The following is a 14,800-nucleotide window of genomic DNA, read 5'->3' as shown; positions in this document are numbered from 1 at the left end:
TAGCCCGTCAGGTAGAACGTGTTCTAGTATAGGGACCGTTCAGTTCGCCAGCCAAGCTTCGCCAGTCAAGCCGAGCCGGGGAGGGGTCTCATGGAGGTCGCAGCGGTCGCGCCGGGAGTGCGGGAACTGTTACCTGTTCTTCGTGACCGGGCGCAGGAGACCGAGGACCGCCGGCAGTTGTCGGCCGAGACGGTCAAGTCGCTGGCCGAGACCGGCTTCTTCAGGCTGCTCCAGCCGTCCCGCTTCGGCGGGTTCGAGGCCGATCCGCTGACCTTCCTCGGCTGCGTGCGCGACATCGCGTCGGCCTGCGGCTCGACCGGCTGGGTCGCCTCGGTGATCGGGGTGCACAACTGGCAGATGGCGCTCTTCCCCGACCAGGCCCAGCAGGACGTCTGGGGCGAGGACCCCGGCACGCTCATGTCCTCGTCGTACGCGCCCACCGGCAAGATCAAGGCGGTCGACGGCGGCTATCAGGTGAGCGGCCGGTGGAGCTTCAGTTCCGGCTGCGACCACGCCACCTGGGTGCTGCTCGGCGGTATCGTGCCGCCCGGCGAGGACGGCACGCCGGCCGACTTCCGCACGTTCCTGATCCCGGCCGCCGACTACACGATCGAGGACGTCTGGCACACCATCGGGCTGCGCGGCACCGGCAGCAACGACATCGTGGTCGCCGACGCGTTCGTTCCCGCGTACCGGTCGCTCAGCTTCGGCGACACCGCCCGCTGCGTCTGCCCCGGCCAGGAGCTGAACACGGCGCCGCTGTACCGGATCCCGTACGGCTCGATCTTCCCGTACTCGATCACCACCCCGATCATCGGCATGGCCACCGGGGCGTACGACGCGCACGTGACCTACATGCAGGAGCGGGTCCGGGCCGCGTACGCGGGGGTGCGCGCGGCCGAGGATCCGTACTCGCAGGTGCGGGTGGCCCGCGCGGGCGCCGACGTGGACGCCGCCTGGAACGCGCTCGCCGCCGACATGACCGAGCTGATGGGACTGGCGACCGCCGGTGCGAAGCTGCCGATGCGGCTGCGCCTGCGGATCCGGCGCGACCAGGTGCGCGGCACCGAGCTGGCGATCCAGGCGGTGGACCGGCTCTTCGAGAACTCGGGCGGCCGGGCGATCTACACATCGCACCCGATGCAGCGCTTCTGGCGCGACGCCCATGCCGGGCGGGTGCACGCCATCAACGACCCCGAGCGGGCGCTGTCCATGTACGGGCGGGGCGAGTTCGGGCTGTCCGTCGCCGACGCGATGGTGTGAGGCGGTTCCTGTGGAGCTCCTTCATTTCCACCGGGCCGGACCGGCGGACGTGGCCCCGGAGGGGCCTGGGTTCTCCGCGCCGTCAGTAGGACCAGGCGCCGGTAGCAGCACAGTTGTCCTGCTGCACGGCGGTGGGCCGGGCGCATCGGCGATGAGCAACTTCTCGCGTACTCTGCCCGCCTTTGCTTCTCGCTTCGACACCATCGCCGTCGACCAGCCCGGGTATGGCGGGTCTGCACTCGGGGATCTCAAGGATCAGTACTTCACCCATTCCGCCGACGCTCTCGCCGCGCTGCTCGACAAGCTCGGCCTCGAAAAGGTCGACCTGGTCGGCAACTCGCTCGGCGGCGGCACCGCGGTCCGCTTCGCGCTGCGCCACCGCGCGCGGGCCGGCAAGCTGCTGCTGATGGGCCCCGGCGGGCTGAGCCTCAACGTGTTCGCCGCCGATCCGACCGAGGGCGTCAAGCGGCTCGGCGCCTTCGGGGCCGGGCCCAGCCGCGAGAGGATGGCCGCGTTCCTTCGTACGCTCGTCTTCGACCCGTCGCTGATCACCGACGATCTGATCGACGAGCGCCTCGCCGCCGCCTCCACGCCCGCCGCGCTGCACGCCCTGCGCGAGATGGGCGCGTCCTTCACCGACCCGGCGCGATACGAGGACGGCATGCTCTGGCGCGAAGCGCACCGGCTGCGCAACGAGGTCCTGCTGGTGTGGGGCAGGGAAGATCGGGTCAACCCGCTCGACGGCGCGCTGGTCGCGCTGAAGGTGATCCGCCGCTGCCGGCTGCACGTCTTCGGCGGTTGCGGGCACTGGGCGCACCTCGAGAAGTTCGACGAGTTCAACCGCCTCGCGTTCGACTTCCTCGAAGGGGATAGGTCGCTCGCATCCGACCTCCGGGAAGGGGACAGGTCGTGAGTCTCATCCGATCCCTCGGCTACCTGCGCGTCGAGGCCACCGACGTGCCCGCCTGGCGGGAGTTCGGCGTCAAGGTGCTCGGCATGACCGAGGGCCGCGGCCCCGACCCGTCGGCCGTCTACCTACGCATGGACGACCTGCCCGCCCGCATCGTCGTCGTGCCCGGCGACCGCGACCGGCTCGCCGCCAGCGGCTGGGAAGTCGCCGACCCCGTGGGCTTTGCCCGTCTGCTTGGCGTGCTCGACGATGCGGGAGCCGCGGTGAAGATCGCCGGGGCCGACGAGCTCGCCGACCGGCGGGTCGCGCAGATGGTCAGCGTCGACGATCCGGCCGGCAACCGCCTCGAGTTCTTCTGCGGGGCCGCCCTCGACACCCGGCCCTTTTTGGGGCAATACGGAACCAGGTTCGTCACCGGCGACCAGGGCATGGGCCATGTCGTGCTGCCCACCTTCGACGACGCCGCCGGCCTGCGGTTCTGGACCGAGGTGCTCGGCTTCCGGCTGCGCGACTCGATGCGGCTGATCCCCGAGACCATCGGCCTGCCGCCCAGCGACAAGCCACTGTGGATGCGCTTCCTCGGCTGCGGGCCGCGCCACCACAGCGTTGCCCTGGCCCCGATTCCCGCCCCCAGCGGCCTCGTCCACCTGATGACCGAGACCGAGACCATCGACGACGTGGGCCGCGCGATCGACCGCTGCGCCCGCAACAAAGCGCCGATGATTTCCACCCTCGGCCGCCACGCCAACGACAAGATGATCTCGTTCTACGTCCGCACCCCGAGCGGTTTCGACATCGAGTACGGCACCGCCGGCCTGACGGTCGACGACGCCACCTGGGTGGCCCGCCAGACCACCGCGCACAGCGTTTGGGGCCACCGATTCGCCGCCGGCGGCGGGCACTGAGGCCGGGGTGACAGTCATCCCGGCCGGGTTGGACGCCCGCGAGTTCCGCCGGGTCTTCGGCCACTTCTGCACCGGCGTCACGATCATCACCACGGCCTCCGACGAGGAAGGCCCGGCCGGCTTCGCCTGCCAGGCCTTCGCCCCGCTCTCGCTGGACCCGCCGCTCGTGCTGTTCTGCCCGCAGGCGGGCTCCTCGACCTGGGCGAGGATCCGGCACAGTGGCCTTTTCGCGGTCAACGTGCTGGCCGAGGGCCACGACGACCTGTCCCGAGCTTTCGGCCTGCGAGGCGGCGACAAGTTCGCCGGCGTCTCCTGGACTCCGTCCCCGTCCGGCATGCCGATCCTGACCGGCGCGCTGACCTGGGCCGAATGCCGGGTCGAGGATGTCCACCCCGGCGGCGACCACGCCATCGTCGTGGGCCGGGTGCTCACCCTCGGCGAATGCCGCGGCGACGGGCCCCTGCTGTTCTTCAAGGGCCGCTACCACGGGGCCGCGCCCGTGTCGCCCAACGCCTCGCCCGAGGTGGTCGACACGCTGCTGGCGTGGCCCCGCCACACCGACTGGATCTAGGCGCCCCGGGCAAGGCCGTCAGTTCGCCGTCTGCAGACGATCGCGCCAACCTCCGCCGGGGCCGCCGCGTCGCCCGCCCGCGTCCCCCGCCCGCCCGCGTCCCCCGCCCGCGTCGCTCGCCCGCCCGCGTCGCTCGCCTGCCCGCCCGCCGCGTCGCTCGCTCGCCCGCCGCGTCGCTCGCCCGCCGCGTCGCTCGCCCGCCCGCGTCGCCCGCCCGCCCGCGTCGCCCGCCCGCGTCGCCTGCGATCTTGATGACAGAGATGATGGTGGGTGAGCACCTCCCGCCGGGGTCTGACCCGCTTGATGACTGACTTCGGGTCCTTCGTAAGACTTGTCGGCTCCGGTCGGGAGGTGCTCGTGCACGTGCCGGGTCGTGGCGTTGTGACTTCATAGGAGCCTGGCCAGAGGCCCCATCTCTGTCTTGTCCATCGTTGCCCGGCCGGTGCGTGCCGCCCTGCCCACAGTCACGAACGACAGGACGACGATGCCCTCCATTACACCTGACCCGGCCCTTTTCGATGTCGTCGGCGGCGTCGACACCCACCTGGACACTCACACCGCGGCGGTCATCGACCTGGTCGGGCGGGTCCTGGGCACCGAGCAGTTCCCGGCCACGGCGGCCGGCTATCAGGCGTTGCTGGCCTGGATGCGCGGGCACGGCCGGCTGTGGCGGGTCGGCGTCGAGGGCACCGGCGTCTACGGTGCCGGGCTGGCCCGCCGGCTGCGCGCCGCGGCCGTTGAGGTGATCGAGGTCGACCGCCCGGACCGCAAGACCCGCCGGTCACAGGGCAAGTCCGACCCGATCGACGCCATCGCCGCGGCCAAGACCGCCCTGGCCGGCGAACGCACCGGCCTGCCGAAACAACGCGACGGCCAGGTCGAGGCCCTGCGCCACCTGCGGCTGGCCCGGCGCAGCGCCATCGACCAGCGCGCCGACACCCAACGCCAGATCAAAGCCCTGATCGTCACCGCCGACGACCAGCTGCGCGCCCGGCTCCGCGAGCTGAGCGTCAAAGAACTGATCGGCACCTGCGCGAACCTGCGGCCGGACCGAGCCGACGCCGCCAGCCCGGCCACCGCCACCAAAATCGCCCTGCGCTCGCTGGCCCGCCGCCACCAGCACCTGACGGCCGAGATCACCGACCTGGACAGCCTGCTCAAACCCCTGGTGGCCGCGATCAACCCGGCCCTGACCGCCGCCCACGGCGTCGGCACCGACATCGCCGGTCAACTACTGGTCACCGTCGGCCAGAACCACCAGCGACTCACCAGCGAAGCCGCGTTCGCCATGCTCTGCGGCGTCGCGCCGATCCCCGCCTCGTCCGGCAAAACCCGCCGGCACCGGCTCAACCGCGGCGGCGACCGCCAAGCCAACGCCGCCCTCCACCGCGTCGCCATCGTCCGGCTCCGCAGCGACCCCAACACCCGCGCCTACGCGCAACGCCGCACCAAAGACGGCCTGTCCAAAAAAGAAATCATCCGCTGCCTCAAACGCTACATAGCCCGCGAGCTCTACCAACTCATCACCACCAACACCCACGAACCCGCCGCTTGACATCTATAGGAGCGTCTTGCCGTTCGAGGCATGCGGGAACTCACCAGTCTTCGCCGCCCGACCCGGCTGGCATCGGAAATATCCGGGTATTTCAGGCCCAGCCTTCGACCCGCTCCTCTCCGGCGGCGCTTTGCTCTGCTCACCGATACGCACCGATGCGCGTCAAGGTAAGCAGAGCAAAGCGTGCTGGTGGCTCCTCCCGGGCCGGGTCCGCGGGGGCAGCCTTTCGGGCAGCCGTCGCCTGCGGCCTTGTCGGCGCCGGTGCATCGGCCGATGCTGGGTGGCGGTCGCCGGTGCGGCCGTGTCATCGAGGCTGCGTCGCCGCGCGAGAAGCCGGCCCTGGTCCCGTCCGGGGTGAGGCGGCGAGGCGGCCCGCAGGGGCGCGGATCGGAAGGGGCCGGTGAAGGGTCACGGTGAGGCCGAGATGACGTATGGGCTGGGCGTGGACCTCGGTACCACCTGGACCGCGGCGGCCGTCCGGCGCGGCGACAAGGTCGAGGTGCTCCGCCTCGGCGGGCGGCGCCATGAGATCCCGTCGGTGATCTTCCTGCCGCCGAGCGGGCCGGTGCTGGTGGGCGAGCCCGCCGCGCGCCGCGGCGAGGAGCAGCCCGGCCGGTTGGCCCGCGAGTTCAAGCGGCGGGTCGGCGATCCCGTGCCGCTGCTGGTCGGCGGCTCGCCCTATCCGGCGCACGCGCTGCTCGCCCGCCAGCTGGAGCATGTGCTGGCGGTCGCCACCGCCGCCGAGCAGGGGCCGCCCGCGTCGGTGGTGCTCACCTGCCCGGCGAACTGGGGTCCCTACAAGCGGGACCTCCTCGAGCAGTCGGCGCGTCTGGCCGACGCACCGAGGGTGGTGCTGCGCAGCGAGCCGGAGGCGGCGGCCATATCGTACGCGGCGAGCGAGCACATGGCCGACGGCGACGTGGTGGCCGTCTACGACCTGGGCGGCGGCACCTTCGACGCGGCCGTGCTGCGCCGCACCGCCTCAGGCTTCGAACTGCTCGGCTCTCCGGAGGGGATCGAGCAGCTGGGCGGGGCCGACTTCGACGAGGCCGTCTTCGACCACGTGATCCGGCTCCTGCCACCCGACCGTCTGACCGGGGACGACGCCGAACTGCTGCCGGCCCTGACCCGCCTGCGGCGCGACTGTGTGGACGCCAAGGAGGCGCTCTCCTTCGACACCGAGGTGATGATCCCGGTGGCGCTGCCCGGCCTGCACACCCGCGTGCGCCTGACCCGCCGCGAGTTCGAGGAGATGATCGCGCCCGCGCTGCAGGAGACGGTGCGCGCCCTCGCCCGCGCGCTGCGCTCGGCCAACGTGGCGCCCGACCAGCTGCGCGTAGTCCTGCTGGCCGGCGGCTCATCCCGGATCCCCCTGGCGGGGGCGCTGGTGGGCGAGGCGTTCGAGCGCCCGGTCGTAGTAGACCCCGACCCGGAGCACAGCATCGCCCTCGGCGCCGCCCGCCTGACCGGCGCCCTCCCGACGCCGGCCCCCGCACGCCCCGCACCCGCCGCGCCGGCGCCTGCCGCGCCCGCGCCTGCCCCGCCCGTGTCCGCCTCACCCGCGCCTGCCGCGCCCGCGCCTGCCGCGCCCGCGCCTGCCGCGCCCGCGCCTGCCGCGCCCGCGCCTGCCGCGCCCGCGCCTGCCGCGCCCGCGCCTGCCGCGCCCGCGCCTGCCGCGCCCGCGCCTGCCGCGCCCGCGCCTGCCGCGCCCGCGCCTGCCCCGCCCGTGTCCGCCTCACCCGCGCCCGCCTCGCATGTGCGCGCGTCCGCCTCGCACGCGCCAGCCCTGCCCGGGCCTGCCTTGGCGGCGCCCGTCTCCGCCCCGGCCGCGACCACTAAGCCCGAGCCCGCCACGGTGCCAGTGGTCTCCCCACCGGCGCCGAAGCCACGGTCGCCTGAGCCGCGGGCCGAGCCGACCTCGCCGGCGTCGCCTTCGCCCGAGCCCGCCCCGCCGTCGGGCGGGACTCCACCAGGCGGGACTCCGCTGAGCCACACTCCGCCGGGCGGGACTCCGCTGAGCCACACTCCGCCGGGCGGCACTCCGCCGGGCGGCACTCCGCCGGGCGGCACTCCGCCGGGCAGGCCCCCTGCGGGCGGGGCGCCGGCGGCCCGGGATTCAGCGGGCGGGACTCCGTCGGGCGGGACGGCGGCGCCCCGGGATTCTGCGGGCGGGACTCCGTCGGGCGGGACCGCGGCGACGCAGCCTCTTGCGGTGGGGCGGGCCGCGCCTGATGAGGCCACCGAACCGCTGTCCGGAGCCACCCGCTCCGGGCGGCGTCGCACGCTCGTCGTGGTCGCGGCGGCGGCCGTCCTGCTGATCGCGGTCAGCGTGCCGATCACCGTGCGGGTTCTGCGGGACAATGACGGGCGGACCGGGGCGCAGCCGCCACCCGGCGCCAGCACCAGTGCCAGCGCGAGCGCGGCCCCGGCCTGCGGGTTCACTGACGACTTCGCCGGTAGCACGGTGGACAGCGCCTGGGAACGCAACCGCGCGGATCTCGGCATCACCGTCAGCGGGGGCGCGGCCGACCTGAACGCGCCGGACGGCGCCGACATCTACCAGTCCAACATGACGGCGCCGATGCTCTTGCGGCCGGTAACGGGTGACTTCGTGCTGGAAGCCACGATGCAGGTCTCCCCGGCCGTGTTCTACCAGGGCGCGGGTCTGCTTCTGTGGAACGGCCCGACCAGTTACGTGCGGATCGAGCGGGGCTTCGGTGGCGGGGTGGGCACGATCGGCTTCGAGTATCGGGACGGCGGCCCGCATCAGCGGGTGCACGGGCCGCTGCCCAGTCAGCATCCGATCAAGACCGGGGCCACCCGGATGGTTCTCCGGATGGCCCGGTCGGGCGGCACCATCACCGGTTCCTGGCGTCCGGCCGACAAGCCCGCCTTCGCCCAGCTGGCCAAGATCCCGATGACGCTGCCGCAAACCGTGCGGGTCGGCGTGTCCGCTCTCAACCGGGCCCAGTTCGGGGCGAAACCCACCCCGTTCCACGCGCGCTTCGAGCAGATCTCGGTGACCTGCTGACAACATTCAGGACAAGAAGCTCCCGTACGGCCCGGCCATGATGGCGTTCTTCTGCGCCTGGCTGAAGTGGGTGTTCGGGTAGCTGTAGAACGACGCGGACATCGGTGTCCCGTCGGTGGACGTCGAGTCGGGCAGGCCGAAGCCGTGGCCGAGCTCGTGCACCATCCCGCCGTACCAGCGGTTCATCGGCCCGTTGATGCCGGCCGCGCCGTCGGCGTCGTGGCCGCTGAGCACTACCCAGCCGGGGCTGGCGCCGCCGCCGGACTGGTTGGTCTCCTCGGCGCTGATCTCGCCGACGCACAACCAGCGGCTGTCGGGGTTGCTGATCCCGAAGCGGCGCATCAACTCCTGGTGCATGTTCCCGACCACGCACCAGTAGTGGTCGCTGCCGGTGCAGTTGGTGGTGATGTACCAGTTCCGGTCGTGTTCGCCGTTGACCACCTCGACCACGGTGTTGTTGAGCGTGAAGGTCTTGCCCAGCTCCTGCTTGTAGTAGCGCTGGGCCTCGCGCATGACGGCGGCGATGCCGTCGGGGTAGCGCTGGTCGAAGGCGACGTCGGTGGGCTTGAGGTAGAAGACCCGGACCGTCTTGAGGGCGGGGGAGCCGGTAGAGGTCGGCGTCGGCGTCGGGGTCGGGGTCGGGCTGGCCGGCGGTGAGGTGGACGGCGTCGTCGGGGTCACCGTGCCGGTGCAGGTGACGCCGTTCAGGGTGAACGAGCCGGGCACCGGGTTGCTGCCGGTCCAGGACCCGTTGAAGCCGAACGAGGCGCTGCCGTTGGTGGCGAGCGCGCCGTTGTACGAGACGTTGACGGCGGTCACCGCCGAGCCGCTCTGCGTCACCGTGGCGTTCCAGGCTTGCGTGACCGCCTGCCCGGCGCCGAACGACCAGCGTAAGGTCCATCCGGTGATCGGGTCGCCGAGGTTGGTGACGGCCACGCTCGCGCCGAAGCCGCCCTGCCATTGCGAGCTGATCGTGTACGACACCCGGCAGCCGGCCGCGGCGGCGCTGGCGCCCTGCGCGGAGATGGCGGTGGCGGCCAGCGCGGTCACGGCGGCGACCGCCATCAGGCCGCGGGTTCGTCCAGAAACCATCGTTTCCTCCAGACATGAGATTGATGCTCGTCAATCAACATGCCTGCCGAAAACGTTTTCGTAAAGAGGGTCAGCCCAGCAAAGTCGCCGCCAGCCGGTCGAGATGGGCGGCGGGCGCGCCGAACAGCTGTGCGTCGGCGTACGCCCGGCGCAGGTAGAGGTGGGCGTCGTGCTCCCAGGTGATGGCGAGTCCACCGTGCATCTGGACCATCTCGGCGGCGATCGCCTGCAGCGCCTCCGAGCAGTAGACCTTGGCCATCGCGGCCAGCGTCGAAGCCTCGGCCGACCCGGCCACCAGAGCCTCCGCCGCGGTCCAGGAGGCGGTGGTGGCGGCCTCCAGGCGCAGGTACGCCTCGGCCAGCCGGTGCTGGATCTCCTGGAACGATCCGATCGGCCGGCCGAACTGGACTCGCTGCTGCACGTACTCATGGGTGGCCTCGAACGCCCGCGACGCCGCGCCGACCTGCTCGGCGCTCAGCGCCACGCAGGCCAGGTCGCGCAGCCCGGGAAGCGAGATCTCGCCGATGCGGCGGCCGGCCACGCCGTCGAGCCGGATCGTGGCCAGCCGCCGGGTCGCATCCAGCACGTCGGCCGGCTGCACCGTGACCCCGGAGGCATCCGTTTCCACCTCCCACAGCTCGTCTCCGACCGGGACGAGCAACACCGAAGCGCCGAGGTCGAGCAGCTGATCCGCCGACCCACTGAGCCGGCCCGCGGCGGAAAGCGAGAAGTCGCCGGGCCACGCCACCGAGACGATCAGGTCGCCGGCGCAGATGCCGGGGAGAAGCCGTTTGTCGGCGTTCAGCAGCGCCTGGGTGGCGAGCACCGCGCAGCCGAGCATCGGCCCCGGTGTGAGCCCGCGGCCCCACTCGCCCAGCACCACGCACGATTCGAGCAGGGTCGCGCCGGCCCCGCCGTACGCGTCAGGGACCGCAAGCCCCGCGACCCCGATCTCTTTGCAGAGCCGTTGCCAGAGGCCGGTGTCGTAGCCTTCGGGCTGCTCGACGGCGGCGCGTGCCGGGTAGCCGGCCAGCAGGCCGCGCACGGCGTCGCGCAGCGCCCGGTGTTCCTCGGTCAGTTCCATGCGGCCCCCTTCTTCAGCTCCGCCATCACTCGCGCCCGGTGCTCGCCCGGGGTGCCCCAGGACAGGCTCAGCGCCCGGACTTTCGTCAGCCAGCGGCCCAGCCCGTGCTCCTGCGTGTAGCCGATCGCGCCGTGCACCTGCAGCGCCGCGCGGGCGGCCCGGCATGCGGCGCCGGAGCAGGCCACCTTCGCGGCCGAGACGTCCCGGGCGGTCAGGGTGACCGCCGCCGCGTACAGCAGCGGCCGCGCGAACTCCAGCCCGACCGCCACGTCGGCCAGCCGGTGCTGGACGGCCTGGAACCGCCCGATCGGCCCGCCGAACTGGACCCTCGTCCGTGCGTGGGCCACTGCCGCCTCGAGCAGCGCCCGGCCCGCACCGAGCAGCTGCGCCGCGCAGACCAGCGCGCCCAGATCGAGCGCGCGGCCGACCGCCGGGCAGGGAGTCAGCGGGCCGGAGACGGACACCTCGAACAGGCGGCGGGTGGGGTCCACGGAGGAGTGGACATCGCCGGGAACGGCGACCCCGACGGCATCATGAGAGGCGAGCAGCACGAGGCCTGCGGCGTCGGCGTCGGCGCCAAAGGGCAGCCACGGCGGCGCGGCAAGAGTTGCCAGAGCCCGCCCGGCGGCCAGCTCCGGCAGCCACCCGTCCGGGTCCTCCCAAGAGGCCAGCAGCGTCGGCACGGCAGCGAGGGACTCGGCGACCGGTCCCGGCAGCGCGTGGTGGCCCAGCTCCTCCGCGGCGATGATCAGGTCGGGCGTATCGGCGCCCAGGCCGCCGGAAAGCAAAGGGATCGCAAGCCCGGTGACGCCCACCTCGGCGAGCCGCGACCAAAGGAGCCGGCCGGGTCCGTGGTCGCCGGCAGCCCAGCTCTCCGCGGCCTCCGGCACCGCGGCCGCGGACAACAGGTCGTGCAGCGCTTCCCCGAACGCGGCCTGCTCCGCCGACGGCGCCAGATTCATCGGGGGAGCCCCAGCACCCGGGTGGCGACGATGCCGCGCTGGATCTCGTTGGTGCCCGCGTAAATCGGGCCCGCGAGCGAGAACAGGTACCCGCCGGTCCACGCGGCATGCGTCTCCGCATGCGGCCCGAGCACCTCGAGCGCGGTCTCGTGCAGCGCCACGTCCAGCTCCGACCAGAACAGCTTGGTGAGGCTGGCATCGCTACCCGAGGACGGCCGGTCGAGCGCCGCGAAGGCGTGCATCCGGTACGCCTGCGCGCCGATCCACGCGTCCGCCACCCGATCCCGCAACGCCGGATCCTCATCCTCCTGCCACAGCGCGACCAGCCGCCGGGCCGCCGCCATGAACCGCCCCGGACTGCGCAGCGTCAGACCGCGCTCGTGCCCGGCCGTGCTCATCGCGACCCGCCAGCCGTCGCCCGGCGCGCCGATGACGTCGGCGTCCGGGACGAACACGTCGTCCAGGAAGATCTCGGCGAAGCCCGGCTCGCCGTCGAGCTGCCGGATCGGCCGCACGGTGACCCCGGGCGCCCGCAGGCCGAACATCAGGTAGGTGAGGCCGCGGTGCCGTTCGGCCCCGGGGTCGCTGCGGAACAATCCGAACGCCCGGTCGGCGACCACGGCCCGGGAACTCCATGTTTTCTGCCCGGACAGCAGCCAGCCGCCCTCGGTGCGGCGCGCTCGCGAGCGGATCGCGGCGAGGTCGCTGCCCGCCTCGGGCTCGGACCAGGCCTGCGCCCACACCTCGTCGGCCCGGGCCATCGGCGGCAGGATCCGGTCGCGCTGCTCGTCGGTCCCGTGTGCCAGCAGGGTCGGGGCGAGCAGAAACAAGCCGTTCTGCCCGATCCGCACGGGCGCGCCGGCGGCGTGGTACTCCTCCTCGAAGAGCAGGGTGTGCAGGAGTGGCGCGTCCCGCCCGCCGTACCGCGATGGCCAGGACACCACCGCGAGCCCGGCGTCCGCGAGTCGCCGTTCCCAGGCACGGCCGTCCAGCGGCGCGGCGGGAACGTTGGCGGCGAGCCACTCCCGGACCTCGTCGCGGAACGCCAGCGCCGCCGGATCCAGATCGAGGTTCACGACGAAGCCTTCTTCATGGCGGCCGGATCCAGGCCTGCCAACGGGTTTCCGGTCACCTCGGCGTTGTGCGCGTGCGCCACGTGATGCAGGCCGAACACCGAATCCATGCCGGCCCGCATGCCCATCAGATCCTCGCACTGGTTCACCGCGCGCTTGGCCAGCGCGAGCCCGAACGCCGGCATGGCGGCCACGCGCTCCGCGAGCGCGAGCACGGTGGGTTCCAGCTCGTCGCGCGGCACCACGCGATTGACCATTCCGATTTCGTACGCCCGGCGCGCGCCGAACCGATCGCCGGTGAACAGCATCTCGCGGGCGAACCGCGGCCCGACCACCCATGGATGCGCGAAGTACTCGACCCCGGGGATTCCCATGCGCAGCACCGGATCGGCGAAGAACGCGTCCTCGGCCGCGACGATCAGGTCGCACACCCAGGCCAGCATGAGCCCGCCGGCGATGCACGCGCCCTGCACCATGGCGACGGTGGGCTTCGGGATCTCCCGCCACCGCCGGCACATGCTCAGGTAGACCTCAATCTCCCGGGCGTAGCGGCGGTCGGCGCCCTCTTTTCCGGTGTGGTCCCACCAGATCGCCGCGCGGCGCGGAAACGTCGTGTCCGCGTCGCGCTCCGGGGAGCCGATGTCGTGGCCGGCCGAGAAGTGGTCGCCGGCCCCGGCCAGCACGATCACCCGGACCTCGTCGTCGTCGACCGCGCGGGTGAACGCCGCGTCCAGCGCGTACGTCATAGCCGAGTTCTGTGCGTTGCGGTACCGCGGCCGGTTCATCTTCACCAGGCCGACCACGCCCCGGCGCTCGTACAGCACCTCGTCACCCATCGGCCGCCTCCGCGCGCAACAGATACTTGAGGACCTTGCCGGAAGCGTTGTGCGGCAACTCTTTCCGCACCTCGATCGAGCGGGGCACCTTGTAGCCGGCCAGCCGCCCCCGGCAGAACTCGATGACCTCGGACTCGGTGAGCGTCGCGCCCGGGCGGCACACCACGTACGCCCGGCCGACCTCGCCGAGCCTCGGGTCGGCCACGCCGATCACCGCCGACTCGGCCACCCCGGGCAGGCGGGCCAGCGCCCGCTCCACCTCGGCCGGGTACACGTTGAAGCCGCCGCAGATGTACATATCTTTGAGCCGGTCGGTGATGGTCAGGTAGCCCCGCTCGTCGAGCCGCCCGATGTCGCCGGTGTGCAACCAGCCGCCGGCGTCGATCGCCTCGGCGGTGGCCTCGGGATCGTCGAGGTAGCCGAGCATCATGTTCGGCCCGCGCAGCAGCACCTCACCGCCCGGCTCGGCTATGCGCACCTCGAAGCCGGCCGCGGCCCGTCCGCACGTCTCGGCCACCGTCCGCGCGTCGTCGCCCGCCCGGCACATCGTGGCCACTACTGCTTCGGTCAGGCCGTACGCGGTCAGCACGTCCGCACCCAGCTCCTTGCGCATCCGCTCGACCAGCGCGGGTGGCACCGTGGCGGCCCCGGTGACCGCCAGGCGCAAGCTCGACAGGTCGTGCCGCGCCGCGTCCGGATGGTCCATCAGGCTGGTGTAGAGCGTCGGCGGGCCGGGCAGCACGGTGATCCGCTCCGCGCCGATCAGCGCCATCGTGCGCGGCACGTCGAACACCGCCTGCGGCACGATGGCCGCGCCGCTGACCAGGCAGGCCAGGATGCCCGCCTTGAGCCCGAAGCTGTTGAAGAACGGGTTCACCACGAGGTAGCGGTCGTCGGGGGACAGCCCGGCGATCCCGGCCCAGGCGGCGGCCACCGCGAGGGACTGCCGGTGCGCGCTCATCACGCCCTTGCTGCGCCCGGTCGTGCCCGAGGTGAACAGGATGTCGGCGACGTCGTCGGGCGTGACCGCGGCGGCGCGGGCATCGGCCTCACCCTCGGGAACCTCGGCTCCCCGCGCCAGGAATTCGTCCCACTGGGAGGGGATCTCGACGACGAGGTGGGGGAGCGGGAAGCCCTCCGCATCGGCGGCGGCGCGCAATGCGGCGAGCCGGTCGACGCCGAGGAACGGCCCGGTGATGAGAAGGCCGCGGGCGCCGCTGCGCTGGATCACGTCGAGCGCCTCGACGCCGGTGAACCGGGTGTTGACCGGCACCAGGGTGAGGCCCGCGTAGCTCGAGCCGAGCGCGGCCAGCACCCACTGCGCCGAGTTGGGCGCCCAGAGCGCGAGCCGGTCGCCCGGCCGCAGCCTGTCGGCGATCAGGGCCCGCGCCACCCGGCGCGCCCCGGCCAGGAGCTGCTCGAACGTCAACCGCTCCAGGGCCGGTGAGCTGCCGAAATCGCGGGCCGCTCCGATCACCGCCGCCGGGACGGTCGACGTCATCGGGACCTCCCCACCGG

12 protein-coding genes are annotated in these 14,800 nt (G+C 72.7%); 6 read left to right on the top strand and 6 right to left on the bottom strand.

Annotated elements, in window-relative coordinates:
* The first annotated feature begins 90 nt into the window (after nt 1-90).
* The 6 genes from hsaA to ACQPZX_RS32995 all read left to right on the top strand — a co-directional run bounded on the left by hsaA (nt 91) and on the right by ACQPZX_RS32995 (nt 8,235).
* Entirely contained in the window at nt 91-1,263 is a 1,173-nt protein-coding gene (gene hsaA / locus ACQPZX_RS33020) for a 3-hydroxy-9,10-secoandrosta-1,3,5(10)-triene-9,17-dione monooxygenase oxygenase subunit (RefSeq protein WP_433363906.1), read from the top strand.
* Nucleotides 1,264-1,273: 10 nt separating this feature from the next.
* Entirely contained in the window at nt 1,274-2,176 is a 903-nt protein-coding gene (hsaD, locus tag ACQPZX_RS33015) for a 4,5:9,10-diseco-3-hydroxy-5,9,17-trioxoandrosta-1(10),2-diene-4-oate hydrolase (protein WP_433363903.1), read from the top strand.
* The gene (hsaC, locus tag ACQPZX_RS33010; protein WP_433363900.1) at nt 2,173-3,078 is read left to right on the top strand and encodes an iron-dependent extradiol dioxygenase HsaC; all 906 of its coding nucleotides are present in this window, start codon (nt 2,173-2,175) and stop codon (nt 3,076-3,078) included. The genes hsaD and hsaC overlap by 4 nt, the downstream gene beginning before the upstream one ends.
* Nucleotides 3,079-3,094: 16 nt before the next feature.
* On the top strand, nt 3,095-3,649 hold the full coding sequence (hsaB, locus tag ACQPZX_RS33005) for a 3-hydroxy-9,10-secoandrosta-1,3,5(10)-triene-9,17-dione monooxygenase reductase subunit (RefSeq protein WP_433385548.1): 555 nt from the start codon (nt 3,095-3,097) through the stop codon (nt 3,647-3,649).
* A gap of 484 nt (nt 3,650-4,133) precedes the next feature.
* Complete coding sequence (locus ACQPZX_RS33000; RefSeq protein WP_433384968.1) at nt 4,134-5,204, top strand: IS110 family transposase; 1,071 nt, start codon at nt 4,134-4,136, stop codon at nt 5,202-5,204.
* A gap of 424 nt (nt 5,205-5,628) precedes the next feature.
* On the top strand, nt 5,629-8,235 hold the full coding sequence (locus tag ACQPZX_RS32995; protein ID WP_433363897.1) for an Hsp70 family protein: 2,607 nt from the start codon (nt 5,629-5,631) through the stop codon (nt 8,233-8,235).
* Between the two features lie 6 nt (nt 8,236-8,241).
* Here ACQPZX_RS32995 and ACQPZX_RS32990 read toward each other — a convergent pair whose 3' ends face one another.
* The 6 genes from ACQPZX_RS32990 to ACQPZX_RS32965 form a co-directional block, all read right to left on the bottom strand.
* On the bottom strand, nt 8,242-9,327 hold the full coding sequence (locus ACQPZX_RS32990) for a cellulose binding domain-containing protein (RefSeq protein ID WP_433363894.1): 1,086 nt from the start codon (nt 9,325-9,327) through the stop codon (nt 8,242-8,244).
* A 70-nt stretch (nt 9,328-9,397) separates the two neighbouring features.
* Entirely contained in the window at nt 9,398-10,405 is a 1,008-nt protein-coding gene (locus tag ACQPZX_RS32985) for an acyl-CoA dehydrogenase family protein (RefSeq protein WP_433385545.1), read from the bottom strand.
* On the bottom strand, nt 10,402-11,373 hold the full coding sequence (locus ACQPZX_RS32980) for an acyl-CoA dehydrogenase family protein (protein WP_433363891.1): 972 nt from the start codon (nt 11,371-11,373) through the stop codon (nt 10,402-10,404). Before ACQPZX_RS32980 ends, ACQPZX_RS32985 begins: the two co-directional genes overlap by 4 nt.
* Nucleotides 11,370-12,449: an acyl-CoA dehydrogenase family protein gene (locus ACQPZX_RS32975; protein ID WP_433363888.1), complete on the bottom strand. Its 1,080-nt coding sequence runs from the start codon at nt 12,447-12,449 to the stop codon at nt 11,370-11,372. Before ACQPZX_RS32975 ends, ACQPZX_RS32980 begins: the two co-directional genes overlap by 4 nt.
* The gene (locus ACQPZX_RS32970; protein WP_433363885.1) at nt 12,446-13,282 is read right to left on the bottom strand and encodes an enoyl-CoA hydratase; all 837 of its coding nucleotides are present in this window, start codon (nt 13,280-13,282) and stop codon (nt 12,446-12,448) included. The genes ACQPZX_RS32975 and ACQPZX_RS32970 overlap by 4 nt, the downstream gene beginning before the upstream one ends.
* On the bottom strand, nt 13,275-14,783 hold the full coding sequence (locus ACQPZX_RS32965) for a FadD3 family acyl-CoA ligase (RefSeq protein WP_433363882.1): 1,509 nt from the start codon (nt 14,781-14,783) through the stop codon (nt 13,275-13,277). Before ACQPZX_RS32965 ends, ACQPZX_RS32970 begins: the two co-directional genes overlap by 8 nt.
* Nucleotides 14,784-14,800: the final 17 nt, after the last annotated feature.

It is taken from the genome of Actinoplanes sp. CA-142083 (assembly GCF_050942195.1).
In the GTDB taxonomy this organism is placed as follows: Bacteria; Actinomycetota; Actinomycetes; order Mycobacteriales; family Micromonosporaceae; genus Actinoplanes.
Note: the sequence above shows the minus strand (reverse complement) of the source record. Positions and strands in the feature narration are given on the sequence as shown.